The 25,777-nt window shown below is 27.9% G+C and carries 28 protein-coding genes; 17 read left to right on the top strand and 11 right to left on the bottom strand.

What is annotated here, in order from left to right:
- Positions 1–68 precede the first annotated feature (68 nt).
- Both RT575_RS11515 and RT575_RS11510 read right to left on the bottom strand, forming a co-directional pair.
- Complete coding sequence (locus tag RT575_RS11515; protein ID WP_313580988.1) at positions 69–1,346, bottom strand: HAMP domain-containing sensor histidine kinase; 1,278 nt, start codon at positions 1,344–1,346, stop codon at positions 69–71.
- A 1-nt stretch (position 1,347) separates the two neighbouring features.
- The gene (locus RT575_RS11510; RefSeq protein ID WP_313580986.1) at positions 1,348–2,019 is read right to left on the bottom strand and encodes a response regulator transcription factor; all 672 of its coding nucleotides are present in this window, start codon (positions 2,017–2,019) and stop codon (positions 1,348–1,350) included.
- A gap of 96 nt (positions 2,020–2,115) precedes the next feature.
- On the opposite strand from RT575_RS11510, the gene RT575_RS11505 reads away from it, so the two are divergent.
- Positions 2,116–3,132, top strand: coding sequence for a low specificity L-threonine aldolase (locus tag RT575_RS11505; protein WP_313580984.1), 1,017 nt, complete (start codon positions 2,116–2,118; stop codon positions 3,130–3,132).
- Between the two features lie 69 nt (positions 3,133–3,201).
- Here the strand turns inward: RT575_RS11505 and RT575_RS11500 are convergent, their stop codons facing one another.
- The gene (locus RT575_RS11500; RefSeq protein ID WP_313580982.1) at positions 3,202–4,374 is read right to left on the bottom strand and encodes an aminotransferase class I/II-fold pyridoxal phosphate-dependent enzyme; all 1,173 of its coding nucleotides are present in this window, start codon (positions 4,372–4,374) and stop codon (positions 3,202–3,204) included.
- 258 nt (positions 4,375–4,632) lie between these two features.
- On the opposite strand from RT575_RS11500, the gene RT575_RS11495 reads away from it, so the two are divergent.
- On the top strand, positions 4,633–5,775 hold the full coding sequence (locus tag RT575_RS11495) for a DEAD/DEAH box helicase (protein WP_313580981.1): 1,143 nt from the start codon (positions 4,633–4,635) through the stop codon (positions 5,773–5,775).
- A gap of 299 nt (positions 5,776–6,074) precedes the next feature.
- On the opposite strand, the gene aspA is transcribed toward RT575_RS11495, so the two are convergent.
- Positions 6,075–7,463, bottom strand: a complete 1,389-nt coding sequence (gene aspA, locus RT575_RS11490; protein ID WP_313580979.1) for an aspartate ammonia-lyase — start codon at positions 7,461–7,463, stop codon at positions 6,075–6,077.
- Between the two features lie 123 nt (positions 7,464–7,586).
- On the opposite strand from aspA, the gene RT575_RS11485 reads away from it, so the two are divergent.
- The gene (locus tag RT575_RS11485) at positions 7,587–8,795 is read left to right on the top strand and encodes a DUF5009 domain-containing protein (protein WP_313580978.1); all 1,209 of its coding nucleotides are present in this window, start codon (positions 7,587–7,589) and stop codon (positions 8,793–8,795) included.
- Positions 8,796–8,955: 160 nt separating this feature from the next.
- On the opposite strand, the gene prfH is transcribed toward RT575_RS11485, so the two are convergent.
- Positions 8,956–9,582, bottom strand: coding sequence for a peptide chain release factor H (gene prfH, locus RT575_RS11480; protein ID WP_313580976.1), 627 nt, complete (start codon positions 9,580–9,582; stop codon positions 8,956–8,958).
- A gap of 5 nt (positions 9,583–9,587) precedes the next feature.
- On the bottom strand, positions 9,588–10,979 hold the full coding sequence (locus RT575_RS11475) for an RtcB family protein (protein WP_313580974.1): 1,392 nt from the start codon (positions 10,977–10,979) through the stop codon (positions 9,588–9,590).
- Positions 10,980–11,330: 351 nt separating this feature from the next.
- On the opposite strand from RT575_RS11475, the gene RT575_RS11470 reads away from it, so the two are divergent.
- The 4 genes from RT575_RS11470 to RT575_RS11455 all read left to right on the top strand — a co-directional run bounded on the left by RT575_RS11470 (position 11,331) and on the right by RT575_RS11455 (position 14,811).
- Entirely contained in the window at positions 11,331–11,750 is a 420-nt protein-coding gene (locus RT575_RS11470; RefSeq protein WP_313580972.1) for a hypothetical protein, read from the top strand.
- 85 nt (positions 11,751–11,835) lie between these two features.
- Positions 11,836–13,632: a translation elongation factor 4 gene (gene lepA, locus RT575_RS11465; protein ID WP_313386202.1), complete on the top strand. Its 1,797-nt coding sequence runs from the start codon at positions 11,836–11,838 to the stop codon at positions 13,630–13,632.
- A gap of 108 nt (positions 13,633–13,740) precedes the next feature.
- Positions 13,741–14,316: a Crp/Fnr family transcriptional regulator gene (locus tag RT575_RS11460; RefSeq protein ID WP_313580971.1), complete on the top strand. Its 576-nt coding sequence runs from the start codon at positions 13,741–13,743 to the stop codon at positions 14,314–14,316.
- 60 nt (positions 14,317–14,376) lie between these two features.
- Positions 14,377–14,811: a carboxymuconolactone decarboxylase family protein gene (locus RT575_RS11455; protein WP_313580970.1), complete on the top strand. Its 435-nt coding sequence runs from the start codon at positions 14,377–14,379 to the stop codon at positions 14,809–14,811.
- Between the two features lie 133 nt (positions 14,812–14,944).
- Here RT575_RS11455 and RT575_RS11450 read toward each other — a convergent pair whose 3' ends face one another.
- Positions 14,945–16,000, bottom strand: a complete 1,056-nt coding sequence (locus RT575_RS11450; RefSeq protein WP_313580968.1) for a type II asparaginase — start codon at positions 15,998–16,000, stop codon at positions 14,945–14,947.
- Between the two features lie 38 nt (positions 16,001–16,038).
- Positions 16,039–16,776, bottom strand: coding sequence for a metallophosphoesterase family protein (locus tag RT575_RS11445; RefSeq protein WP_313580966.1), 738 nt, complete (start codon positions 16,774–16,776; stop codon positions 16,039–16,041).
- Between the two features lie 142 nt (positions 16,777–16,918).
- On the opposite strand from RT575_RS11445, the gene RT575_RS11440 reads away from it, so the two are divergent.
- The 3 genes from RT575_RS11440 to RT575_RS11430 are packed head-to-tail and all read left to right on the top strand — an operon-like array spanning position 16,919 to position 18,526.
- Positions 16,919–17,467 (top strand): YeeE/YedE thiosulfate transporter family protein, encoded by a 549-nt coding sequence (locus RT575_RS11440; RefSeq protein ID WP_313580964.1) that lies wholly within the window; start codon positions 16,919–16,921, stop codon positions 17,465–17,467.
- Between the two features lie 6 nt (positions 17,468–17,473).
- Positions 17,474–17,887, top strand: coding sequence for a DUF6691 family protein (locus tag RT575_RS11435; protein ID WP_313580962.1), 414 nt, complete (start codon positions 17,474–17,476; stop codon positions 17,885–17,887).
- A gap of 3 nt (positions 17,888–17,890) precedes the next feature.
- Positions 17,891–18,526, top strand: a complete 636-nt coding sequence (locus RT575_RS11430; protein WP_313386210.1) for a Crp/Fnr family transcriptional regulator — start codon at positions 17,891–17,893, stop codon at positions 18,524–18,526.
- A 2-nt stretch (positions 18,527–18,528) separates the two neighbouring features.
- Here RT575_RS11430 and RT575_RS11425 read toward each other — a convergent pair whose 3' ends face one another.
- Positions 18,529–19,521, bottom strand: coding sequence for a 2-hydroxyacid dehydrogenase (locus RT575_RS11425; protein ID WP_313580960.1), 993 nt, complete (start codon positions 19,519–19,521; stop codon positions 18,529–18,531).
- Between the two features lie 118 nt (positions 19,522–19,639).
- Between RT575_RS11425 and RT575_RS11420 the strand changes: the two genes are divergently transcribed.
- The 5 genes from RT575_RS11420 to RT575_RS11400 all read left to right on the top strand — a co-directional run bounded on the left by RT575_RS11420 (position 19,640) and on the right by RT575_RS11400 (position 22,432).
- The gene (locus RT575_RS11420) at positions 19,640–20,227 is read left to right on the top strand and encodes a Crp/Fnr family transcriptional regulator (RefSeq protein WP_313580958.1); all 588 of its coding nucleotides are present in this window, start codon (positions 19,640–19,642) and stop codon (positions 20,225–20,227) included.
- Between the two features lie 85 nt (positions 20,228–20,312).
- A complete protein-coding gene (locus tag RT575_RS11415) occupies positions 20,313–20,741 on the top strand; it encodes an SRPBCC domain-containing protein (protein ID WP_313580956.1) in 429 nt (142 codons plus the stop codon).
- A gap of 5 nt (positions 20,742–20,746) precedes the next feature.
- Complete coding sequence (locus RT575_RS11410; RefSeq protein WP_313386214.1) at positions 20,747–21,133, top strand: AraC family transcriptional regulator; 387 nt, start codon at positions 20,747–20,749, stop codon at positions 21,131–21,133.
- A 69-nt stretch (positions 21,134–21,202) separates the two neighbouring features.
- Positions 21,203–21,943: an SDR family oxidoreductase gene (locus RT575_RS11405; protein ID WP_313580954.1), complete on the top strand. Its 741-nt coding sequence runs from the start codon at positions 21,203–21,205 to the stop codon at positions 21,941–21,943.
- A 30-nt stretch (positions 21,944–21,973) separates the two neighbouring features.
- The gene (locus RT575_RS11400) at positions 21,974–22,432 is read left to right on the top strand and encodes a GNAT family N-acetyltransferase (RefSeq protein ID WP_313580952.1); all 459 of its coding nucleotides are present in this window, start codon (positions 21,974–21,976) and stop codon (positions 22,430–22,432) included.
- Between the two features lie 68 nt (positions 22,433–22,500).
- Here RT575_RS11400 and RT575_RS11395 read toward each other — a convergent pair whose 3' ends face one another.
- On the bottom strand, positions 22,501–23,055 hold the full coding sequence (locus tag RT575_RS11395; protein ID WP_313386217.1) for a hypothetical protein: 555 nt from the start codon (positions 23,053–23,055) through the stop codon (positions 22,501–22,503).
- Positions 23,056–23,143: 88 nt separating this feature from the next.
- Here RT575_RS11395 and RT575_RS11390 point away from each other — a divergent pair, with 88 nt between their 5' ends.
- Positions 23,144–23,659: a ClbS/DfsB family four-helix bundle protein gene (locus RT575_RS11390; protein ID WP_313580950.1), complete on the top strand. Its 516-nt coding sequence runs from the start codon at positions 23,144–23,146 to the stop codon at positions 23,657–23,659.
- A 21-nt stretch (positions 23,660–23,680) separates the two neighbouring features.
- Here the strand turns inward: RT575_RS11390 and RT575_RS11385 are convergent, their stop codons facing one another.
- The gene (locus RT575_RS11385; protein ID WP_313580948.1) at positions 23,681–24,736 is read right to left on the bottom strand and encodes a lactonase family protein; all 1,056 of its coding nucleotides are present in this window, start codon (positions 24,734–24,736) and stop codon (positions 23,681–23,683) included.
- Positions 24,737–24,809: 73 nt separating this feature from the next.
- On the opposite strand from RT575_RS11385, the gene RT575_RS11380 reads away from it, so the two are divergent.
- A complete protein-coding gene (locus RT575_RS11380) occupies positions 24,810–25,442 on the top strand; it encodes a CatA-like O-acetyltransferase (protein ID WP_313580946.1) in 633 nt (210 codons plus the stop codon).
- Positions 25,443–25,777: the final 335 nt, after the last annotated feature.

Genomic DNA, 25,777 nt, shown 5'->3' with positions numbered 1-25,777 from the left:
TAGTTTGTTTTGATAAGACAAATTTGATAAAGAATTTAGGAAAGAAGTTGGAATTTATTTTCATAGGATTATTTTCTTAGTATAAATTGATGAAGACCATCTTTATATTGATAATCTATATGTATGGTCTGTTGGTTCTTTAAAATAGTTTTTACAATTGAAAGCCCTAGTCCATTGCTTTCTACGCTAAAACCTTGTTTATAAAACCGATTATAAATTTCATTAGGATTTAATGCAAATAAATCACTTGTATTAGAAAAAATAATTTCATTGAGATTGTTTATTTTTATACTAATCAATTTTTCTTTATTATTGTGTTTTATAGCATTTCGAATAAGATTAGAAATTAGAATATTTGCTAAGTCTTTATTAAACATTGTTTCAAAGACTGTATTAAATTCTTTTTTTACAGTTATTCCTTCTGTTTCAAAAATTGATTCATAATCTTCTAATATTTCTTCAATAATTTTATTAAAATTGATCCTTTCTTTTTCTTGATATTGGTGATTTTCTATTCGAGACAACATCAGAAGAGAACGATTAAGACTAACCATTCGCCACAATGATTTTTTAGCATCTGCTAATTGTATATACTCTTTTTCTTCTAAATTTCCTTGTTCTAATAATAAATCAATTTTATTAATTGCAATTGCTAATGGAGTTTGCAATTCATGAGAAGCATTTCCTATGAATAATTTTTGGTCGTTAAAAACTTGTTCATTACGATTAATCATAGATGAAATTTCAGTTTGTAAAAGCTCAAACTCTACAACATTAGTTTCAACTTTTTCTAATTCTTTGGATTGCCCAAATCGATAATTTTGTAATTGTTTAAGAATTTTATCAAAAGGTTTAAAAGCTTTACTTAAACCAAAATGATTAATCAATAGAATACTTACTAAAATAAAAAAGTATAATGCAAAAAGTGAAATAGATAAATCATAAATCAAATCATCTTCTTCTACTGTAGATGTTCTTATTTCTAATGAATACATTTTTCCATCTCGTCCATAAAAACCAGTTCTTAAAACACGATAAGGCTCATCTTCACCATCATAAGGCATAAAAATCATTTCGTTAGTAAGACGATTGGATTCATCATAATGAGCTTCATCAACAGGTAATATTCTAAACTGATTTAAACCAAACTTATTTGTTTTAACAACAGAAGGATCGATATAAGATTGACGAATAATCTCTATTTTCTGGTTTTTTAATCCGTCATCTACATTATCATAAACTTCATCTAAAATAAAAGTATGAAACAACAATGCCCAAATAGCAATAACAGCCAAAAGAGAAATTGTAAGATATCGAAAAGTATAATTTTTAAGAGAAACCTTCATTCTAAACTAATTTATAACCTACACCATAAACAGCTTGCAAATCAGCTTCAGATGATGCTTCTTTTAATTTTTTTCTTAAATTTTTTATTTGAGAATAGATAAAATCTAAACTATCTACAAATTCGATATGATCCCCCCATACACTCTCAGCTAAAGTAGTTTTTTGAAAAACTCTTTCAGGACGAAGCATAAAATAATATAGCAAATCATATTCTTTTCTATTCAATTTTATCTCTTGATTGTTGATCAAAACTCTACGATCATCAGGAAAAAGTTGTATATTTTTATAAGATATTATCTCTTCTCCTTGTTGATGATTTTTCCTCATAGCAACTTTTATACGAGCAAATAACTCAGCAAAATGAAAAGGCTTTGCAAGATAGTCATCTGCTCCAACTAAAAGTCCTTCTACCTTATCATCAACAGAATCTTTTGCAGATAAAATTATTACAGCAGTTTTTTTCTGTAATTTTTTCAATTCTTTCAATAATGAGATTCCATCTCCATCTGGCAACATAATATCCAATAAAATACAATCATAATCAAAAGAAATAATTTTATCCATACCTTCTGAAAATGTACTTGCAGTTTCAGCAATTATTTTTTCATTTTCTAAAAACTGAACTATTGTTTGTTGTAATTCTATTTCATCTTCTACAACTAATACCTTCATTGATTTTATTTTATAATTTTGCCAAATTAACCGTCAAATTAGGAAAAAAATAGGAAAAACATACTAAATTTATAATCTAATTGAAATAAAATAATTTTGGGAAAATATAGTTTTAAAAATGATTATAGCGAAGGAGCTCATCCTTCTATTTTAGAAAGACTTATAGCAACAAACCTACAACAGCAAACAGGATATGGAGAAGATGAATTTTGTAACGAAGCAAAAGAATTGATTAAAAAAGAACTTAAACATAATTCTGCCATTCATTTTGTTTCTGGAGGAACTCAAGCTAATTTAATTGTTATTTCTTCTATTTTAAAACCTCATCAATCTGTTATCGCTGCAGATACTGGACATATTGCTGTACATGAAACTGGTGCTATAGAAGCAACTGGACACAAAGTGAATACTGTTATTTCTACGGACGGAAAACTAACTCCTATTCAGATACAATCTATTCTAGATTTACATACCGACGAGCATATGGTAAAACCAAAATTGGTTTATATTTCAAATTCTACAGAAATAGGAAGTTTATATAAAAAAAATGAACTAGAACATTTATATAACTATTGTCAAGATAATAATTTATATCTTTTTGTTGATGGCGCTAGATTAGCATCAGCACTTACGTCATCTAAAAGTGATATTACATTAGAAGATATGGCAAAATATTCTGATATTTTTTACATTGGTGGGACAAAAAATGGAGCTTTATTAGGCGAAGCAATTGTTATAAATAATCTACAACTTAATGAAGATTTCCGTTATCATATCAAACAAAAAGGAGGAATGTTAGCTAAAGGAAGATTAATTGGAATTCAATTCGCTGAATTATTTACTAATAATTTATTTTTTGAATTAGGTCTACATGCAAATAAAATGGCAAAAAAACTTGCTGAAGGCATCTCGAAAAAAGGATTTCAATTTTTAACAGAACCTTCATCTAATCAAATTTTTCCTATTTTTCCTATTGAGTTAATCAAAAATTTACAAAAAGACTTTGAATTTTTTACTTGGGAAAAAATTGATGAAAAACACGCTGCAATTCGATTAGTAACTTCTTGGGCAACAATTGAAGAAAAAGTTGACGAATTTCTAGACAAAATATAAATAAAAAATCCACTTTAAAGTGGATTTTTTATTTATAAAGGGAAAAATTATATCCTACAAAAAAGTAAGTTATTTTGTTTTGTCTAAAGCTTGTAAAATATCATTAATAATATCTTCTTTATCTTCTAAACCAACAGAAAGGCGAATTGTACCTGGCATAATTCCCAAATCAGCACGTTCGCTATCAGATAATTTTGCATGAGTTGTTGTTGCTGGATGTGTTGCAATTGTTCTAGAGTCTCCAAGATTTGATGTATATAAAATCATTTCTAACGCATCTATAAATCTAAATGCTCTTTCTTTACCTCCTTTCACCTCAAATGTCACAATTCCTCCACCAGCTTTCATTTGTTTTTTTGCCAATTCATATTGTGGATGAGAAGATAAAAAAGGATATTTTACATCAACAATTTCATTTGTTTTCTCTAAAGCTTGCGCCAAGGCTAAAGCATTATCACAATGTCGATCCATTCTTAATCCCAAAGTTTCTAAACTTTTTGATATTGTCCAAGCATTAAATGCTGACATTGCAGGACCTGTGTGACGAATGAAAAACATCATTTCATCAATCAATTCTTTTTTACCTACAGCAACTCCTCCCAAAACACGACCTTGACCATCCATATATTTAGTTGCTGAATGAACAGAAATATCGAATCCTAATGTTAAAGGTTGTTGTAAATATGGTGTAGCAAAACAGTTATCAATTATAAAAATCACTTGTGGAAATTTATTTTTTAATTTAGCCAAAGCTTCTAAATCAAATAATTCTAAACCTGGATTAGATGGGGATTCTAAGAATACAATTTTGGTATTAGGTTGTATTGATTTCTCCCAATCCTCAACATCAGAAGATTCTACATATGTATATGTTACTCCCCAACGAGGAAACAATTGAGTAATTAATTGATGAGTTGAACCAAAAATAGCTCGACTAGATACAATATGATCTCCAGATTTTATGAAAGATGCAAAAGATGCAAAAACAGCTGCCATTCCAGAAGCAAAAGCCAAACCTGTATCTGCTTTTTCTAATTTACATACACGATTAATAAACTCAGTTGTATTTGGATTTGCATAACGAGAATAAACCATACCCTCTTCTTCTTCTGCAAAAATAGCACGACCTTGTTCTGCACTATCAAAAATAAAACTTGATGTTAAATATAACGGAACTGAATGTTCGCGTGTAGCTGACCTTGGAGCTTGTTCGCGAATTATTTTAGATTGATCATTTTTCATAACAATCAAATTTAAATATAGTTTTATAAAGCAAAAAGCTTTTTATAAAGTTTTAAACCGAATATTTTTCTGTTTTATCTTATTTTAACATTATCTTAATTCTAAAAAAGTAGCAATTATAGAAAATTCACAAAATCACATCTATTTAACTATATTTCAATACTTTCTAAATAAGCGAACAGAGATTAAATTTGAATGATTTTTTTATAAAAAAATCATTCAAATTTAATCTCTACCTTTGTAACATTAATCATATTTATGTCATTCGAAAGTTTAGGATTATCTCCATATCTATCAAAATCAATTTCAAAATTAGGATTCTTAAAACCATTTGAAATTCAGACGGAAACTATTCCATCAATTCTAAAAGGAAAAGATGTAATGGGAATTGCAAAAACAGGTTCTGGAAAAACATTATGTTTTGTTGCTCCTTTGTTACAAAAAATTCAACATCAACCGTATGAAAAATCTCGTGCGATAAAATCCCTAATTTTAGTTCCCACACGTGAATTAGCAGTACAAATAGAACAAACATTTGTAGGTTTACAAGAAGCTTTACGCCGCGAAGTAAAAACACAAGCTGTTTATGGAGGAACTTCTATTAATCCACAGATGAAAAATCTATATGGTACAGAAATTTTAATTGCAACACCTGGACGTTTATTGGATTTAATGGATCATAATGCACTTACATTAGATCAGTTACAATATTTAGTTATTGATGAAGCTGATAAAATGTTTCAGTTAGGTTTTGGAGATGAAATGAATCGTATTCTAAAAGCTGTTCCTAAAAAGAAACAAACTATTCTTTTTTCAGCTACATTGAATGACAAAATTGAGGAAATAAAAACAACTCTTGCTATAAACCCTACAATTGTAGAGATAAAAAAACAAGAAGTTGATATTGACCAAATAGAACAAATAGCTTACAAAGTAAACCCAGAGGATAAAGGTCCTTTTTTACGTTATTTAATTAAATCTGAAAATTTAGAGCAAGTTTTAGTATTTGTATCTTCTACAAGAACAGCAGATAATTTGGTTGATAAATTGAAGAAAAATAAAATTTCTGCAATGGCGATTCATAGTAAAAAATCGCAAGGAGCAAGAATGGATAATTTAGAAGATTTTAAATTAGGTGATGTACAAGTTTTGGTTGCCACAGATTTAATTGGTCGTGGTATACATATAGAAGGTTTACCTACAGTTATAAATTATGAATTACCTCGTTCTCCTTTGGATTATGTACATAGAATTGGACGAACAGGAAGAGCAAATTCAACTGGAAAAGCTATCAGTTTAATTACAGAAGAAGATTTACATCATTTTAAAATTATCCAAAAGAAAATGGGTAAAAAAGTAGATTTAGTTTCTACTGATGATGTTAATTTACATGGATATTAGTAGATTTTTCAGTTTTTATGTGTTTAAGTTTTTTAGTTTTAAGTCGTATTACGTAAAACTTAAAACTTATAGTTTCTAAATTCTAACTTCGTAATTCGCAATAGGGATTGAAGTGGAAATCCTTTGCAAACAATTCTATTTACATTTAAGAACTTATTTACTTGTTTGGAAAGATTGAAACGAAAAGCCTGGCCCGAAGGGATTGCCCAAAAAATATAATTCATTAAAATAATATTTTAATCAAATCATAAAAAAATCGGTTGAATGATATTCAACCGATTTTTTAAATTTTTATATTTTTATAAATGTGGACCTAACATATTATTTGGATTCAATATTTCATCTAATCTTTCTTTAGACAATAAACCATGATCTAAAACCAGTTGATAAACACTTCCTCCTGTTTCTAATGCTTCCTTGGCAATTTTTGTACTAACTTTATAGCCAATATATGGATTAAGAGCTGTAACAATTCCTATACTATTTAAAACTTCTTTTTTAAGATGTTCTGCATTTGCAGTAATCCCATCAATACATTCTACACGCAAAGTATCCATTGCATTGGTAAGATAAATAATAGATTCCATGATAGAAAAACCAATTACTGGTTCCATAACATTTAATTGTAACTGCCCTGCTTCTGCAGCCATTGTGATTGTTGTATCATTCCCAATTACCTTGAAACATACTTGATTGACAACTTCTGGAATTACAGGATTTACTTTTCCTGGCATAATTGATGAACCCGGTTGCTTTGGTGGTAAATTAATTTCGAACAAACCAGTTCTTGGTCCTGATGTTAATAAGCGTAAATCGTTACAAATTTTTGATAATTTTACACAAAGACGTTTTAATGCAGAAGAATAATCTACAAAAGCACTTGCATCTGATGTTGCAGCAACTAAATTATCTGCCAAAGTAACATCTTCTCTCATGATTTCAGCAATACTTTTTGTACAAAGTTGTGCATATCCTGGAATAGCATTTAATCCAGTTCCTATTGCTGTAGCTCCCATATTTACCGTTAAAAAATCTTTAGAAACTCTTTCTAGATTTTCCACTTCTTTTTGTAATCCATTAGCAAAACCATCAAACTCTTGACCTAATGTCATTGGAACGGCATCTTGTAATTGTGTTCGTCCCATTTTTATTACATCATCAAACGTTCTCGCTTTTTTCTCAAAAGATCTATGTAATTTGATAAGTGCCTCAACTAAAGGTTTATTCATATTATATAAAGCTAATTTCAGTGCAGATGGATAAGCATCATTTGTTGACTGAGATAAGTTTACATGATCATTCGGTGAACAATATTGGTATTCTCCCTTTTCTTTTCCTAAATATTCTAAAGCTATATTTGCAATAACTTCATTCGCATTCATGTTGGTTGAAGTTCCTGCTCCTCCTTGAATCATATCAATAGGAAATTCATCAAGATATTTTCCTTGAATTAATTCATTTGAAGCAAAAGTTATTGCTTCATATAATTCTAAGGATAATATTCCTAATTCATAATTTGCCTTTGCTGCACCTGATTTTATTATTCCTAGTGCTTTTACAAATTCTGGATACTGTGATAAATAATTGTTAGAAATTTTGAAGTTGTTAATCGCTCTTTGGGTTTGAACACCATAATAAGCATTTTTTGGAATTTGAAGTTCTCCTAATAAATCTGACTCAATTCTCATCTTAAAAAGATTTGTTACATTTTTGAGTAAAGATATAATTTTTATCAAACAACCCCTTAAAAAAACAAGGTTAATATATTAAAATATAAAAAAATAATTATATTTACCCTATTAAAAATCAAAATGAATCAAGTTAGATACTATTCTTTAGATGTTTTTCGCGGAGCGACTGTTGCGTTAATGATATTAGTTAACAATCCAGGAACATGGTCTTTTATGTTTACTCCTCTACAGCATGCAGTATGGAATGGATGTACGCCTACTGATTTAGTTTTTCCTTTTTTCCTTTTTGCTGTAGGAAATGCTATGGCATTTGTAATTCCTAGAATGCAAAAATCATCCCAAACTATGTTTTGGCAGAAAGTAATTAAACGAACTATTATTATTTTTCTAATTGGTTTATTTCTTAATTGGTTTCCTTTTTTTAAATGGGATAATAATCATTTAATTTTCAAAGCTTGGAAAGAATCTGATGAAAACGGAATTCGAATAATGGGAGTATTACAACGAATTGCAATTGCTTACTTTTTTGCTTCTATTATTGCGTTTTATTTTAAACCTAAAAAAGTACTTTGGATTTCAATCATAATTCTTATCATTTACTGGTTAACAACAATTATTTTAGGAGGGAACAATCCTTATTCTATTGATGGTTTTTATGGAGCAAAATTAGATCATCAAATATTAGGATTAGCACACATTTATAAAGGAGAAGGTATTCCTTTTGATCCCGAAGGATTATACAGTACAATTCCTACGATTTCTCAAGTTTTATTAGGTTACTTAGCTGGATATTTTATTACAAAACAAGGTAATATTAAATGGTTTAATAAAATTATTCCCACAACAGATTATCCTAATCATAGATTGGTTGCTGGGCTATTTACAATCGGAACAATAGCGCTAATCATTGGCTATTTTTGGCAATTAGAATTTCCATACAACAAAAAAATATGGAGCAGTTCCTATGTTGTCCACACAACTGGTCTTGCAATACTTGCTATAGCTACCATGATTTGGTTTATTGAAATATTATCTATTAGAAACATTTTGATGAAATTTTTTGATGTTTTCGGAAAAAATCCGCTGTTTATATTTGTTCTCAGTGGACTTTTACCTCGATTATTCGGATTAATAAGAATAAATAATGGACAAAATGAACAAGGTGAAATCAATTATGTTTCTCCATTCGGATGGTTTTATCAAAATATTTGTGCTAAAATTCCAGGAATACCAGAAATAGGTTCATTTATTTATTCACTTATTTTTTTAGTATTGTTCTGGTTTTTAGCTTATTTATTAAATAAAAATAAAATTTATATTAAGGTTTAGAATTAACACGCTCAATCAAAAAAAATGCTGTTTCATATAAATGAAAACAGCATTTTGCTTTTAAAAACAATTTGGGCGTTCCATTCGGTCGGACATTCCGTTATAATCTTTTTTTAATGAAAAAAGGATTTCCACTTCATTCCCTAACGCATTATTTTAATTAACTTGAAAGAAACTTTTCTCCACGAAATATTTTTACAGGATTTCCTCTTTCTATAGAAGTTTGATTTATCCATTTTTCTTGGATCGAATTTTTCAAATGTTTAGAATTCTCTTCTTCTAATTTTAATAATAACCTAGTTGTAGCAATTTTCTTATTTTGATATTGCGAACGTGACTCCATAGAAACAACCGAAATACCAGAACGTTTGTGAGTTGCACGAACAGCCGAATTTACTTTGTTTACATTTTGCCCTCCATTACCAGAACTCCTCATTGTTTGATAAACAATTTCATTAGAATTAATTTGATTTTCTTTTGGTATCTCCAATTCAAAACAACCAATAAACCAATTTTTTCGTTGATGAAATTTTCTATATGGACTTTTACCAATCCAAAGAATTGTTCCAATCCAATCATTTAAAAAGTTGTCCAAAGATTCTCCTTCAACTTCTAAAATAATAGAAGTGATTAAATTAAAATCCTTATCAATTTCTCTTTCTATAATAGAAAATTGAATATCATTTTCTGTACAAGCCTCTTGAAATCTTTTAAAAACATTCGTTACAACAAAATTGCATTCTGCAGGACCTCTACCAGATGTAATCTGAATTATTTTTTTCATCATAATATTTATTTATCCATTCGAACAATTTTAGGAGAAAATGTTCCTAAAACTTTGACTAATTCTGTTTGTAAACTCATTACTGTTTTTATATTCTTATAAGCAAAAGGAGCTTCATCAACACTTCCCCCAATCAACTCAATTCCTGCATCTTTTATTTGAGAATTCATAAAACTTTTTGTAATTGTTGATTTACATTTTGCTCGAGACATTTTTCTTCCTGCTCCATGCGAAGCTGAATTGAGACTTAACTCATTCCCTAAACCTTCAACAATATAACCATCAGCAGTCATAGAACCTGGAATAATCCCTAAAACTCCCTTCGCTGCTGGTGTAGCACCTTTTCTATGAACAATTCTTTCCTCTCCATCTACCAATTCTTTCCATGCAAAATTGTGGTGATTTTCGATATTAAAAACAATTCTTTTACCTAATGCTTTTGCAATTCTGCGATGAATATCATCATGACAAGCTTTCGCATAATTACCAGCTAAATTCATGGCTTGCCAATATTCTTGCCCATCATGTGTAGCCAAATCTAACCAAGCTAAATGTTGTACTTGTTTTGGTAATGGACATTGTTTTGTTGCCAAATATGTATAATGTTTAGCTATATTAGCACCTAAACCTCTTGAACCACTATGAGATAAAATTGCTAGATATTCTCCTGGAATTAAATTCCATTCAGGTTTTACCTCATCTAACTTAACAATTCCAAATTCCACAAAATGATTTCCTCCTCCCGAAGTACCTAATTGCTGAAAGGCTTTTGTTTTTAAACTCTTAAGTATTGGAATTTCATTAAAAATAGCCTCTTCAAAAATTTCATGATCAGCCTTTATTTTGTGTGTTTCATACATCCCAAATTTTGTATGATCTTGTAAAACCTGAACTAATTGATGTGATTTTCCTTTCATAAAACTTGCAGATAAATCAAACACAGATAAACTCATTCTACAACCAATATCAACACCAACACCATAAGGAATAACTGCATTATTTGTAGCTAAAACTCCTCCTATTGGTAATCCATAACCTGAATGAGCATCTGGCATTAAAGCTCCTTTTACCGAAATTGGTAATTTTAAAGCATCATATAATTGAAATTTTGCTTGTTCATCTATTTCGTTTTCACCAAATATAGAAAATGGAGATCGAGTTGTTTTTAATTCTTGTAAACGAACATCAACTGGTTTTATCAAACCTTCAGCAACTTTTCCCCATATTCCATCTCCCATAAATTTTTCAGGATTTAGTAATACTTCTTTCGCTTCGTTTAAAATTGCTTGCTTTTTTTCTTTTTTTCTATATCTGTGTATTTGTCCTAATACAATATTTATTGAATTATTTTTCGGAAAACCTAATTTAATAAAGTCTTTTCCTGAGATTTTATTTCCCATTATTTTTTTATAATTAATTAAAAAATCTCTTTGATTGAACACAAAGGATTTTATTAGAACAAAATTGTTCTTATCAATCATTTCATCAGGAAATTTTATTACATAAAAAAACCCGAAGAGAGTTCCTTCGGGCTATGATATAATATAGAAGTTATTTTTCTAAAAAATAAATGCACGAAGAACACTCATTGCAAAATCATTTGCAATAGCTGAAGTCTGATATGTGTAATCTTTGAACATTTTATGTCTTCGGTATTAATTGTTAAACTTTTGTTTTTCAATGACAAATGTATAATTATTTTTTTTATTTCTCAAAATAAATAATTAAATTACTGATTTAAAACTATTTATATGAGTAATAATATTTCATTCTTTCTTATTGTCTCTCTATACTTACCCACATATACACAAGAAAATTTCAAATTTCCTATATATCCTGGATGTGAAATTTTAAAAACAAACGAAGAATTATCTCAATGTTTTTCTGATAAACTATGGGAAGATTTAAGAAAAACTAAAAAATTTGAAAAATTAGAAAGTCAAGTAAATTCTGACTTAACACTATATTTCACTATAATGAAAGATTGGAAAATTTCAATGTTTAGTTATGCTTCAGGTAGTGATCCAACTATTTCTAAGGAATATTTAGAAAGAATTGAAACTATTTTAAATGATTATGCAACAAAAGGTTTATATATAAGACCTGCAATAAATGATAGAAAGTACGAAAATTATAGATATATACTGGAAGTGAAACCTTCATTAAAATAGTTTCTTTTTAAAATATTACTTTATTTTTTAAAAAACTTGTAGTATGGAAAGGAAAAGATTATTTTTGCCTATTCGAAAATAGAATATGAAGAACATCCGTAATTTCTGTATTATCGCCCATATTGACCATGGTAAGAGTACTTTGGCCGATCGTTTATTGCAAGTAACAAATACGATTTCCGATCGTGAGTTACAAAATCAAACTTTAGACGATATGGATTTGGAACGCGAACGTGGAATAACAATAAAATCGCACGCCATCCAAATGGAATATGAAAAAGATGGTGAAAAATATATTTTAAATCTTATTGACACTCCTGGTCACGTAGATTTTTCATACGAGGTTTCTCGTTCAATTGCTGCATGTGAAGGAGCTTTGTTAATTGTTGATGCGGCACAAAGCATACAAGCTCAAACTATTTCTAATCTTTATTTAGCTTTAGAAAATGATTTAGAAATTATTCCTGTATTGAATAAAATCGATTTACCTTCTGCTAATCCTGAAGAAGTAACAGACGATATTGTAGATCTTTTAGGATGCGATCCTGAAGACGTTTTACGTTGCTCTGGAAAAACAGGTGAAGGTGTTTTAGATTTATTACACACAATAATCGAAAAAATACCTGCTCCACAAGGAGATCCAGAAGCTCCACTACAAGCATTAATTTTTGATTCTGTTTATAATCCATTCCGTGGTATTGAAGCTTTTTACAAAGTTGTAAATGGACAAATCAAAAAAGGACAACAAGTAAAATTCATGGCTACTAATAAAAAATATGGTGCTGATGAAATTGGAACTTTAAAATTAAACCAAGTAGAAAAACCTGTTATAAAAACAGGAGATGTTGGGTATATTATTTCAGGTATTAAAGATGCTTCTGAGGTAAAAGTAGGTGATACAATTACTCTAGTTGATAATCCTGCTGAAAGTGCTATTGATGGTTTCGAAGAAGTAAAACCAATGGTATTCGCTGGTATTTATCCTGTAGATACTGAAGATTATGAAGATTTACGTGCTTCTATTGAAAAATTACGTTTAAATGATGCTTCTTTAACTTTTGAAGCAGAATCTTCTGCTGCCTTAGGTTTTGGTTTCCGATGTGGATTCTTAGGAATGTTACATTTAGAAATCGTTCAAGAGCGTTTAGAACGTGAGTTCAATATGACTGTAATTACAACGGTTCCTAACGTATCTTATGAAGCTTATTTAGAAAAGGATCCAGAAAAAATGATTCCTGTTCATAATCCTTCTGAGTTACCTGATCCTTCTGGATTAAATCGTGTTGAAGAGCCATATATTAGAGCTGCTATCATTACTAAATCTGAGTTCGTAGGACCAGTTATGAGTTTATGTATAGAAAAACGTGGTGAATTACAATCTCAAAATTATCTAACACAACATCGTGTTGAAATGATATTTAATATGCCTTTAGCTGAAGTTGTTTTTGATTTTTATGATCGTTTAAAATCTATTTCAAAAGGTTATGCTTCTTTTGATTATGCGCCTTCAGGAATGAAAGCCTCAAAATTAGTAAAAGTTGATATTATGATTAATGGTGAAGTTGTAGATGCTTTATCTGCCTTAATCCATGTTGATAATGCTTATACAATTGGTAAAAAAATGTGTGAGAAATTACGTGAATTAATTCCTCGTCAACAATTTGATATTCCAATTCAGGCAGCTATTGGAGCTAAAATCATTGCTCGTGAAACAATTAAAGCTTTACGTAAAGATGTAACTGCAAAATGTTATGGTGGTGATATCTCTCGTAAACGTAAATTATTAGAAAAACAAAAGGCTGGTAAGAAAAAAATGCGTCAAATTGGTCGTGTAGAAGTTCCTCAGTCTGCATTTTTAGCTGTTCTTAAATTGAATGATTAAAAAAAGATTCATTAAATAATATACTAAATCTCCTAAGCAATTATTTTCTTAGGAGATTTTTTTGTTTTTATATTTATCAAATAATATATAAATCTATACTTCATTAATATGCTCCTCAATATCCTAAACCATTTTAAAAAATATATAGAAATAGATTCTAAAGATGAAACTAATATTCTGTCTTTTTTCAAAGAAAAAACAATCAATAAAAAAGAATTTTTATTAGAACAAAATAAGAAATGTAACTCTCATTATTTTGTATTGAAAGGTTGTTTAAGAATGTTTTTCATTGATGAAAAAGGTACAGAGCAAACGGTCCAGTTTGCAATAGAAAATTGGTGGATTACTGATTATTTAGCTTTTGAGAGTAAAGAAAACACTTCATTTACTATTCAAAGTATAGAAAAATCAATTGTTTTAAAAATCGATTATCATAATCAAGAAGAATTATTGAAAAAATTCCCTCAATTTGAACGTTATTTTAGATTAATTTATCAAAAAGCATATGGTGCACTACAATTAAGATCAAAATTTTTATCTGACTTTTCTAGGGAACAATTTTATCATCATTTCAATAATCAATTTCCTGAATTTACAAATAGAGTACCCCAAAGAATGCTAGCTTCTTATTTAAATATGACACCAGAATATCTTAGTGAAATAAAAAATAAAACTCGTTCTTAAACTAGTTTAAGTTTTTCACAAAATAACTTTTATAAGTTTGTCTCATAAAAAAGAGATAAAATGAACAAAAGAATTGATATAGAGAAAATTTCACCTAAAGCATATGATGCAATCTGCGGATTAGAAAATTATTTACAAAGTTCTTCTTTACCAAATATTTTTTTTGAATTGATACGAATTAGAGCTTCTCAAATAAATGGTTGTGCTTTCTGTATAAATATGCACAGCTCTGATGCTTTAAAATTAGGTGAAACACATCAACGCATATTTTTATTAAGTGTTTGGAGAGAAACGTCTTTATATACTAAAGAGGAACAAATAATTTTAGCTATGACAGAAGAAATTACATTAATTAATGAAAATGGATTAAGTGATGAAACTTATATGTTAGCTAAAAATGTATTCAATGAAAACGAAATTGCCGAGATTATAATGGCTATAATTACAATAAATGCCTGGAATAGAATTGGAATAAGTACCAAAATGATAGTATAAATCAAGAAATACAACCCAAACCTATTTTAAATAAAAAAGGTTGACAGGATAAAACTTTATCAACCTTTTTTTATTTTAGTTTGTGATAGTGATTAAATGGAAATCACGGCACGAAATGATTGCCCAAATCATTTTAATAGTTAAAAAACATATCTTGAATCTTTGTTTTATCTTTTGTTTCTGTTAATGCTAACATCAATAAAATTCTAGCTTTTTGGGGATTTAAATCATCTGCTACTATAAATCCAAGTGCTTTATCATCTACTTCGTTATATAATGTTACCCTTCCTCCTCCGGTTCTTGATGAACGACAAATTATAATACCATCCTTAGAAGCACTCTCTAAAGCTTTTCCTACAGGGGCATTAAAATTTCCGTTACCCATTCCTGCATATACTATTCCTACAGCTCTATCTTTTTGTGCTGCAATAATTGCAGAAGGTTTTGCATCAGCATAACCGTATATTATTTCTACTAATGGTAATGTTTTAAGTTCTTTTACATTAAATTTTTTAGCTGGATTTCTAAGTGTTTTATAGTAATAACTTACTTTTCCATCATATATAAGTCCAATAGGACCAAAATTTCTTGATTGAAATGTTGCTGTGCTTGTTGTAATTGTTTTTGTAACATCTCGTGCTGCAAAAATTTCTTCATTCATTGCTGTTACAACTCCTATTTCTTTACTTTCTGGAGACGAAGCAACCATAACAGCATCTAGTAAATTTTTATTACCATCCTGGCTCATTGCTGTAGCTGGTCGCATAGCTCCAACTAAAACAACTGGTTTTTTAGAATTAATTGTAAGTGATAAAAAATAAGCTGTTTCTTCTTGTGTATCTGTTCCATGAGTAACAACAACTCCGTCTGCTTCATTATTTTCAAAAATTTGATTAATACGATTACTTAGTTTTAGCCAAGTTTCTATATTCATATCCTGACTTCCTATTTGTGCTATTTGTTCTCCTTTTATATCTGCATATTTGTACATTTCTGGAACTGCATTTAACAAATTATCAATAGGTACTTTTCCTGCAGTATAGGCTGATTTCGTTGAAGATTCTCCAGAACCTGCAATTGTACCTCCTGTTGCTAAAATAATAATACGTGCTTTATTTTCATTGGTTACTTGCCCATGAATTTGAATTATAAATAAAAAAGCAAATAATACTTGTTGTATTTTTCTCATATTTAAATTGATTAAATAGTAAAGTATATTTTTATAAATTAAGCTTTGTTTAATAAAAAATGAGCATAGTAATTTGGTATTTCACTATTTTCTATTGCCTCTACAACTTTATCAATCGGATAGGTTAACTGTATTATTTCAGTTTCTAATTTTTCCTCTGTTAAAGTTAATATTGCATAAGATGCTAATCTATTTTCTTCTCTAGAACGACCTACTGAACCTGTATTTACAGCCCATTTATCTTCTATTTGTTTTATATAAGAAAGGTGAGTATGTCCCATAAAAATAATATCAGCTTTTGATTCGGTAAACATTGCGTTGAATATCTCATCATCTTCTGATTCATAAATGTAATTGGTATTACTATCGATACTTGCATGAACCAATTGTATATTCCAATGTTTTTGTCCTATTATATAATTTAATTTTATATGAAATGGTAATTCTGCTAAAAATTGTTTATTGTCTGCTGTTATTGTTTTTTTTGAATGATTAATTGCTATAAATCTCGCTTCTGTTTCTATTTCAGAGTGTCTTGCTATTGGAATAATTGGTAAATCACGTCCTATTCTTTCATCATGATTTCCCATAATACAAGAAATATTAAGTTTTTTTATTTTATCTATCACTTCATTTCCCCAAGGAGCAAAATCTACTAAATCTCCTAAACAGTATTTTTGTTTTATACCTCTTACTTCTATATCATTTAAAACCGTTTCCAAAGCTGGTAAATTACCATGTATGTCTCCAAAAATTGCAATTTTTATCATTTTCATTTTCTCTATTTATCAAATGTATTTATTTTTTTGATTTTATAAATTTTAATGAAACAGTTTTTTATAAAAAAGTATATGTAACATTCGTTACTAAAGAAATCAATAAATTGTATAATATTTGAAAATATAAACAATCTGAAATATGGACTATATTTTAAAACCTTGGCCTTGGTATTTTGGAGGTCCTATCATAGCAATAATAATGTTAATATTAATTTTTCTTGGTAAAATTTTTGGGTTTTCTTCTAATTTTAGAACAATATGCTCGGCATTTGGTGCTGGAAAATCTTGTGATTTTTTTCGATTTGATTGGAAAAAACAAAAATGGAATTTACTTTTTCTTTTTGGCTCTATTATAGGAGGTTATATCTCTGTACATTTTCTATCTCAAAATCAAATTCCTACTATTTCAGAAGATACGATAGATGACCTATATAAAATTGGTTTTAAAAGTGCTGGAAAATCTTATTTCCCTACAGAGATTTTTAATGAAATGTCTTTCAAAAATATTGTATTATTGTTTATTGGTGGGCTGCTAATTGGTTTTGGAACTAGATATGCTGGCGGGTGTACTTCTGGGCATGCTATATCTGGATTAAGTAATTTACAATTACCTTCTCTTATTGCTGTTATTGGTTTTTTTATTGGTGGATTGTTCATGGTTCATATTTTATTTCCTTTAATATTTTAAAAAATTATGAAAAATATTATTTACATATTATTAGGTGTTCTTTTTGGAATAACAATGTATAAATCGGAAACTGCCTCTTGGTTTAGAATATATGAAATGTTTATGTTTCAATCCTTCCATATGTATGGCTTTATTGGTTCTGCATTAGTTGTAGGTTTAATTGGAGTACAACTTATAAAAAAGAAGAAATTAAAAAATATTGATGGAGAAAAAATAATAATCGAAAATAAAAAATATTCTATCACTAGATATCTTGTTGGCGGTATATTATTTGGTTTAGGTTGGGCACTTGTTGGTGCTTGTCCAGGACCTCTATTTGTATTATTAGGAAGTGGTGTTTACTCTATACTAATTGTTATTTTAGGAGCTTTATTAGGTACATATCTATATGGTATAATTAAAAAATATATCCCTCATTAAGCAATGATAAAAGATAAAATAAAAATTGTTTATCCAAATCTTTTTGATAACGAATTATTAAATGAATTTGAAGAATTAGGATTGCTAAAAAGATTTCATCAAAATGATATCATTATAGATATTGATGAAAATATTAATGGTATTCCTATCTTATTAAGTGGTGCAATAAAAATAATGAGAGAAGATTTTGATCATGGAGAATTATTACTTTATTTTTTAGAAAGAGGAAATACTTGCTCTTTAACTATTGATTGTTGTTTAGAAAATAAACAAAGTAAAATAAGAGCTGTTGCCGAAACAGATGGAGAACTAGTAATGCTTCCATCAGTAAAAATGGATGAATGGTTAGCCAAATATAAAAGTTGGAGAAAGTTCATTTTAAATAGTTATAATAATCGACTAGATGAAATGTTAGAAACAATAGATAATATTGCATTTAATACGATGAGTGATAGGCTTAAAAAATATTTATTAGATATTGCATCCATCAATAAAAGTAAATTCATAAACAAAACCCATCAGGAAATTGCTTATGAACTTAATACTTCTAGAGTTGTTATTTCTCGATTATTAAAAGCTTTAGAAATAAATGGTTTTCTAATACTTAATCGAAATGAAATTCGAATTGCTGAATTTTAATTTTACAACATCACTATTTCCTCTGTTTTTCCCTTTGTTGTTATATCTGAAATGCTACGCAGAGTAATTTCTGATATTTGTTCTAGAGCTTCTTGTGTAAAAAATGCTTGATGAGCTGTTACTAAAACATTTGGAAAACTCATTAAACGTTGAATTGTATCATCTTGAATAATCTCTGCTGATAAATCTTGAAAAAATAGTTTTTCTTCTTGTTCATAAACATCAATACCTAGATATCCTATTTTATGTTCTTTAAGTGCTTCTATTGCATCAATCGTATTTATCAATCCTCCACGACTTGTATTAATAATTGTAACGCCATCTTTCATAATAGCTATTGTAGCTTTATTGATAAGATATTTATTTTCTGGAGTAAGAGGACAATGCAATGAAATAATATCAGATTCTTTAAATAATGTATCTAAACCAACATAATTTACTCCTGAATTTTCTAAATCTTTATCTGGATATAAATCATAAGCTAATATTTTACAATCAAATCCTTTCATCAAATCTATAAAAGCTTTTCCTATCTTTCCTGTTCCTATTACGCCAACAGTTTTTTTATGAATATTAAATCCTAATAAACCATTCAAAGAAAAATTTTGCTCTCTAACTCTATTATAAGCTTTATGCGTTTTTCTATTCAATGTAAGTAACATTGCTAATGTATGCTCTGCTACAGCTTCAGGAGAATAGGCAGGAACACGACAAACTTTTATTCCATATTCTTTTGCTGCTTCTAAATCTACATTATTAAAACCAGCACAACGCAGTGCAATTATTTTAACTCCCTTCTTCGCTAGTATTTTTATAACATTTCTATCTACTATATCATTCACAAAAACACAAATAGCTATTTCATCTTCTAATGCATTTACTAAATGAGAACTTAAATTAGTATCAAAAAAATTTAGTTCGAAATTATATTTTTCATTCTCTTTTCTAAAAAATAATTCATCATAAGGTTTAGATGAAAAAAATGCTATTTTCATTGGCTCTATATTTTATTACAATTTACAACTAATTACAAATAGCTAATTCATATTTCATATAATATATTCTAAGATTAAATAATAAAAAAGCTTAAATTACTATCTCAAAAAAAATACAATGGAAGATAAAAACTTAACAGAATTAGAATACAGTATAAAATCTTATTTTGGAGTTTTAAATAATGATGAACTAAAATCCATTACTTCCTTATTTAAAATAGAGAAACTAAATAAAGGAGATTTTTTTCTCGAAACAAATAAAAAGTGTAATCGACTAAGTTTTATTCAATCTGGTTATTTAAGAATTTTTTTAGAAACAGAAAATAAAGAAATAACACAATGGATTTCTCCTAAAGGTTATTTCGTGACAGACCTTTCTAGTTTTATTTTTGATAAACCTGCTCGCTGGACAATACAAGCTCTTACAGAAACTGTGATTTATACTATAGAGAAGAAAGAATATGAAAAACTTAATAAAATTGTAAAACAATGGAATGAATTAGAAAAATTATTTATTGTACATTGTTTTACAACACTTGAAGATAGAATTTTTAGTCATTTATCTATGACAGCAGAGGAACGATATATTTCTTTTTTTGAAAATAACAAAGAATTATTCAATCATGTTCCATTAAATTATATTGCTTCTATGCTTGGTATGACTCCAGAAACATTTAGTAGAATAAGAAAAAAGCAAATTGATTAATTTCTTGATTTTTATCAAGCCAATTTATTTATATCTTAAAGAACTTTGTTATAGAAAAAAAGAGATTAATTAAAACTCAATCATCATGACAAAAGAAATTAAATCAGAAATTAAAATTTATTCTACTCCAGAAAAAATTTGGTCTATCCTTATAGATTTCAAAAATTTTCCTGTTTGGAATCCTTTTATGACTTCTATAACAGGAAAAGCAGAAATAGGTAGTAAATTAGTTGTTCATATTCAACCTACTAACGGACAAGGAATGACATTTAAACCAACAGTACTTTCTAGAATAGAAAATAAAGAACTAAGTTGGTTAGGTAAATTTATTTTTAGTGGTTTATTTGATGGAAAACATAAATTTGAGCTTACAGATAATATGGATGGTTCTGTAACTTTTAAACAATCTGAAATTTTCAATGGAATTTTTGTAGGATTATTCAATCCTGAAAAAACGAAAAATGGATTCATCGAAATGAATAAAAAATTAAAAGAATTAGCTGAAAAAGAATAAAAAAAATGAAAAATTTAAATGAAAAAGAAACTCTTAAAAGACCTGAAGAAATAACAAAAGAGTTTCTTTATATACTAGACAATCATTTAGATAAAATAATAAATGGAGAAGAAGAAGAATATTTAGGTATAAAAGATTTAGCAAATATTATGAATATTCATCCCATTCATCTTAGTAATACAATAAAAGAAAAAACAGGAAAATCTCCTTGTGATATTTGTAATGAAAAAACGATTAATGTAGCAAAGAAATTATTAAGCAACAGCGAACTCAAAATTGTAGAAATTGCTAAACTATTAACTTTTGAACCTACAAATTTCACAAAATACTTTAAAAAACATACAGGTGAAACACCATCTTTGTATAGAAAAATAGTTTTAAATAAAATATAAATTCTGAAACCTTCACCACTTTTATAGATTTTATTTCTCATAACTTTACATTAATATAAAATTTTAAAAATGAGTTATTTAAAAGATAAAACTGTAATTATAACAGGTTCCTCTAGAGGATTAGGAAAAAATACTGCCATAGAATTTGCAAAGCAAGGTGCTAACGTCATAATCAACTATAATTCTAACGAAAAAGAAGCAAATGATGTTGTTGACAAAATAAATAATAATGGAGGAAATGCTATCGCTATAAAAGCAAATGTTGGGAATAGTAGAGAAATTAATCATCTTTTTGATACAACTATAACACATTTTGGGAAAATAGATATTATAATTAATAATGCAGGAATTATGATAACAAAACCTTTAAAAGATTTTTCTGAAGAAGAATTTGACCAACAGTTTAATACAAATGTAAAAAGTGTTTTTCTAATGATGAAAATAGCTGCTAAAAAACTAGAAGACAATGGACGTATTATTAATATATCTAGCTCTACTTCCAAATTAGCTATGCCTGCATATTCTATCTATTCAGCCACAAAATCTGCCGTAGAGCAAATGACAAGAATATTTGCAAAAGAAATTGGACATAGAGGAATTACTGTAAACTCTGTTCTTCCTGGACCAATGAATACAGAATTATTTCTAAAAGGAAAATCAGATGAGTTAATTGATAAAATTGCTAGTCTATCTGCATTCAATAGAATAGGAAATGTAGAAGATATTATACCTCTTATCTTATTCCTAGCAAAAGATGATGCACAATGGATTACTGGTCAAAATATAGGTATTAACGGAGGAATGGCGTAAATTAGTTAAAATTGAAATTTTTACACTAAAATGAATATTAAAATTATAGAAACCTCTCCTACAGATTATGAAGTTATACCTCTTATAGAATTACTTTCTAATGAATTAGAGCAAAGATTTGGTAGTAGTGGTAAAAATTCTTTTATCGATTGGGATAACGAATGTAAAAAATCTATTTTTATAAAGGTTTACATCAATAATGAAATTGTTGGCTGTGGTGCATTTCGTCCTATTTCCAATGAAATTGCAGAATTAAAAAGAATGTATGCAAAATATCCTAGAAAAGGAATTGGAGAAATTATATTGAACTATTTAGAAGAAAAAGCAAAATCTCTTGATTATACTAAAATTTGGCTAGAAACAAGAAAATTAAATCATGAAGCTTGTCAATTCTACTTAAAAAATGGTTATCAAAAAATTGAAAACTATGGTAATTATATAGGTAATGATAAAGCTGTCTGCTTTGGAAAAAAATTAATCAACAAATAGTTTTATATATAAAAACAATATGATAAATAAATATCATATTGTTTTATGATACTGTTTAAATAATCTAATTACGAACCTTTTAATAAATCGCTGTTTTTAGAATTTTTCTCAAATTTTAATTGCTCTTTATCATTCTTAAATTTATCTTCTAATTGATTTTTTTTCTGTTTTTTTTCTTCTTTCGTTAAAGAATTATCTTTTTCTATTTCTTTTTTATCTGCCTTATATTTTTTTTCTAAAATATTTAATTGATCATCAATATGATCTGTTATATTATCTTTTATAGATTTTCGATTATTACCGTACTTATCAATCCATATTTTCTTTTGAGTACTAGTTAAGACATTAAAAATTTGAGTTTTATGTTCTTTTGCTAACTCTCTTTTTTTGTTCCCTTTTTCATATCCAGACAATGAATTATCTCTACCTATTTGCTCAAACTTAGGTCCTATTTCTTGGTTTATTTTTTTTATTTGTTGTTTTTGATAATCACTTAAATTAAGTTCTTCCGAATTTTCAATCTTAGATAAGTTAAAAGATTCATTATCTTTTGATTTATTTTGCCCACAAGCAGTAAAACTCACTAATAAAAAATAAGTAGTAGTTAAGATTATTTTCTTCATTCTTTTTATGTTTAATTATTGATTCATAAAAAATTATGCCAATTTTATTATACACTTTTTCTATTTTTAATAACTTAAATGATCAATTATGGCTGTACCAGTAAATAAAGAAGAATTAATAAAAGCTATTACATTAAATTATAGCAAACTAAAAAAAGAATTAATTACAATTCCATCAGAATTAACTTCTATAAAAGAATTAGAAGGTCATTCAAAAGGGACAGTCATGAGTATAAATAATCTTCTTTCCTACCTTATTGGTTGGGGAGAATTGGTTTTAAAATGGATTTATAAAAAAGAGCAAGGGTTACCTGTTTCTTTTCCTGAAGAAGGTTACAAATGGAATGAATTAGGTAAACTAGCTCAAAAATTTTATATTGATTATCAAAATTATAACTATTTAGAACTAAATACTAAATTAGATAAAATAGTTACTGACATTATTAATATAATCAATTCAAAATCTAATCAGGATTTATATGAAATAGCCTGGTATGAAAAATGGACATTAGGGCGAATGATACAGTTCAATACTTCATCTCCATATACAAATGCTAGAGCCAGAATAAGAAAATGGAAAAAAGAGAATGATATTAAAGATTAGACATGTAAAATATATTCATTATTAAATAAATTTTATACAAACTGGTAAATCAATTTCAATATCACTATTAATATTTGTTAATAATCCTGTTGTATTATCAATTTCAAAAACTTGAATAATATGAGAATCTTTAGAAGCAACCAATAAATATTTACCATTAGGAGAAATCACAAAATTACGAGGATGCAAAGCTGTTTCCTGATAACCAATAGAAGTAAGTAATCCTGAATTTTGATCTATTTTAAAAATAGTTAAACCATCATCCTCTAATCTATTCGACGTATATAAATATTTTCCATTCGGATGAATTTGTATATCAGCACTTCCTTCCGCATTGTTATACTGAGAAACTACAGTTTGTTTTTCTAAAAGATTTTCATTCAAAAAATCAAAAACTTTTACTTCTCCACTCAGCTCACTAATCAAATATGCAAACTTATTCTCACTAAAAATTAAATGTCTTGGTCCTGATCCTTCTTCAATTTCTGTTAAATAATTTTCTGATGGTGTCAAATAATCATCAGTATCTTTATTGATATCAAATTTATAAATCTTATCTCCACCCAAATCTGTAGCGAATAAATGATTATAAGATGGTGAATAAACTACACAATGCAAATGTGACTGATTTTGTCTTTCTTGATGTATACTTTCTTCATCAAATTTTATTTGTTGAATTAAATCTTCTATTTTACCATTTTCCTGTAGTTTAAAAACTGAAATACTTCCTCCTAAATAATTCGCTGTTACCAAATATTTATTTTCATTATCTATGGATATATAACAAGGAGCAGCTCCTTTTGTAGAAACAGAATTCAATAACGTAAAATTTCCTTTGCTTTTATCTAGTTTTATAGCAGATACAGCACTTTCATATTTATCTTCTTCTTCAGAGACAACATATATAATTGTACCGTCAGCATTCTTTGTAAAATAAGAAGGATTATTAATTTTATAATCATTCACAAAAATAGCATTTCCAGTCACGAGATTAAATTTATAGAAAGCTAAACCAGAATTCTCATTTTCTTCCGTATAACAACCAACTAACAAATCAATACTATTCTCTTGTTTCATAATTTTTAACTTAGATTCTTAAATTTAATGAAAAAAATTTACATTCTTTATTCATCTATTTTACTTTTGCAGTATGAGAAAAGTTTTTAATCCTGAAGGTTGGAACCGACAAGAACATTACAATATGTTCTCTAATATGGATAATCCGTATGTTGGTATTGTTGCAGAAGTAGAATGTACTAAAGCTTTTAAATTTTCTAAGTCAAATCAAATTTCGTTTTTTGCTCTATATCTATTTTGCTCTATGCAAGCAGAAAATAATGTACAAGAATTTAAATACAGAATTGAAGATGATAAAATCTATTTATATGATCATTTAGATTGTGGAACAACAATTGGACGAAAAGATGGAACTTTTGGATTTGCTTTAATGAATTTCACTCAAGACTTCGAAGTATTCAATAAACAATTAAAAGAACAAATAGCAAGTGTAGAAAACTCTGTTGGTTTACACATAAAAAATGAAGATATTACAGAAGGACTTGTAAGACATTCTACTATGCCTTGGACAAGATTTACAGGACTAATACAGCCTACAAATTACGGAACTAAAGAATCTATTCCACGAATAATCTTTGGAAAAGCTTATAAGGACAAAGATAAAATGTATATGCCCATTTCTGTAGAAGCAAATCATGGCTTTGTAGACGGAATACATTTAGCAAAATATTTAGAAGAATTCGAAAAAGAACTTAATAAATATTAGATCTGTTCAAAAAAGAATTATTAGAATCCAAAGCATCTAAGTTTTGGATTTTTTTATAAAAATAATTTCTATTTGGGCAATCCCTTCTGGCCAGGCTTTCCGTTACAATCTTTCCAAACAAGTAAATATGTTCTTAAGTGTAAATAGAATTGTTTATAAAGGATTTCCTCTGCAATCCCTATTGCGAATTACAAAGTCTGAATTTAGAAACTAGAAGTTTTAAGTTTTGAGTTATAAGTTTCAAGTAATACGTATAGTTACTAAAAACACCGAATACTTGGTACATTGTACATATTACGTAAATTATAAGCATAAAAAAATCCCCAAGTTATTCA

The organism is Chishuiella sp. (assembly GCF_032109125.1).
GTDB lineage: Bacteria > Bacteroidota > Bacteroidia > Flavobacteriales > Weeksellaceae > Empedobacter.
This window is presented reverse-complemented; position numbering and strand designations above follow the sequence as displayed.

Bases quoted from the DNA above. Each gene is read 5' to 3' on its own strand.
- RT575_RS11515 (WP_313580988.1), bottom strand. From the start codon at position 1,346: ATGAAGGTTTCTCTTAAAAATTATACTTTTCGATATCTTACAATTTCT.
- RT575_RS11510 (WP_313580986.1), bottom strand. From the start codon at position 2,019: ATGAAGGTATTAGTTGTAGAAGATGAAATAGAATTACAACAAACAATA.
- RT575_RS11500 (WP_313580982.1), bottom strand. From the start codon at position 4,374: ATGAAAAATGATCAATCTAAAATAATTCGCGAACAAGCTCCAAGGTCA.
- RT575_RS11495 (WP_313580981.1), top strand. From the start codon at position 4,633: ATGTCATTCGAAAGTTTAGGATTATCTCCATATCTATCAAAATCAATT.
- aspA (WP_313580979.1), bottom strand. From the start codon at position 7,463: ATGAGAATTGAGTCAGATTTATTAGGAGAACTTCAAATTCCAAAAAAT.
- RT575_RS11485 (WP_313580978.1), top strand. From the start codon at position 7,587: ATGAATCAAGTTAGATACTATTCTTTAGATGTTTTTCGCGGAGCGACT.
- prfH (WP_313580976.1), bottom strand. From the start codon at position 9,582: ATGATGAAAAAAATAATTCAGATTACATCTGGTAGAGGTCCTGCAGAA.
- RT575_RS11475 (WP_313580974.1), bottom strand. From the start codon at position 10,979: ATGGGAAATAAAATCTCAGGAAAAGACTTTATTAAATTAGGTTTTCCG.
- RT575_RS11470 (WP_313580972.1), top strand. From the start codon at position 11,331: ATGAGTAATAATATTTCATTCTTTCTTATTGTCTCTCTATACTTACCC.
- lepA (WP_313386202.1), top strand. From the start codon at position 11,836: ATGAAGAACATCCGTAATTTCTGTATTATCGCCCATATTGACCATGGT.
- RT575_RS11460 (WP_313580971.1), top strand. From the start codon at position 13,741: ATGCTCCTCAATATCCTAAACCATTTTAAAAAATATATAGAAATAGAT.
- RT575_RS11455 (WP_313580970.1), top strand. From the start codon at position 14,377: ATGAACAAAAGAATTGATATAGAGAAAATTTCACCTAAAGCATATGAT.
- RT575_RS11450 (WP_313580968.1), bottom strand. From the start codon at position 16,000: ATGAGAAAAATACAACAAGTATTATTTGCTTTTTTATTTATAATTCAA.
- RT575_RS11445 (WP_313580966.1), bottom strand. From the start codon at position 16,776: ATGAAAATGATAAAAATTGCAATTTTTGGAGACATACATGGTAATTTA.
- RT575_RS11440 (WP_313580964.1), top strand. From the start codon at position 16,919: ATGGACTATATTTTAAAACCTTGGCCTTGGTATTTTGGAGGTCCTATC.
- RT575_RS11435 (WP_313580962.1), top strand. From the start codon at position 17,474: ATGAAAAATATTATTTACATATTATTAGGTGTTCTTTTTGGAATAACA.
- RT575_RS11430 (WP_313386210.1), top strand. From the start codon at position 17,891: ATGATAAAAGATAAAATAAAAATTGTTTATCCAAATCTTTTTGATAAC.
- RT575_RS11425 (WP_313580960.1), bottom strand. From the start codon at position 19,521: ATGAAAATAGCATTTTTTTCATCTAAACCTTATGATGAATTATTTTTT.
- RT575_RS11420 (WP_313580958.1), top strand. From the start codon at position 19,640: ATGGAAGATAAAAACTTAACAGAATTAGAATACAGTATAAAATCTTAT.
- RT575_RS11415 (WP_313580956.1), top strand. From the start codon at position 20,313: ATGACAAAAGAAATTAAATCAGAAATTAAAATTTATTCTACTCCAGAA.
- RT575_RS11410 (WP_313386214.1), top strand. From the start codon at position 20,747: ATGAAAAATTTAAATGAAAAAGAAACTCTTAAAAGACCTGAAGAAATA.
- RT575_RS11405 (WP_313580954.1), top strand. From the start codon at position 21,203: ATGAGTTATTTAAAAGATAAAACTGTAATTATAACAGGTTCCTCTAGA.
- RT575_RS11400 (WP_313580952.1), top strand. From the start codon at position 21,974: ATGAATATTAAAATTATAGAAACCTCTCCTACAGATTATGAAGTTATA.
- RT575_RS11395 (WP_313386217.1), bottom strand. From the start codon at position 23,055: ATGAAGAAAATAATCTTAACTACTACTTATTTTTTATTAGTGAGTTTT.
- RT575_RS11390 (WP_313580950.1), top strand. From the start codon at position 23,144: ATGGCTGTACCAGTAAATAAAGAAGAATTAATAAAAGCTATTACATTA.
- RT575_RS11385 (WP_313580948.1), bottom strand. From the start codon at position 24,736: ATGAAACAAGAGAATAGTATTGATTTGTTAGTTGGTTGTTATACGGAA.
- RT575_RS11380 (WP_313580946.1), top strand. From the start codon at position 24,810: ATGAGAAAAGTTTTTAATCCTGAAGGTTGGAACCGACAAGAACATTAC.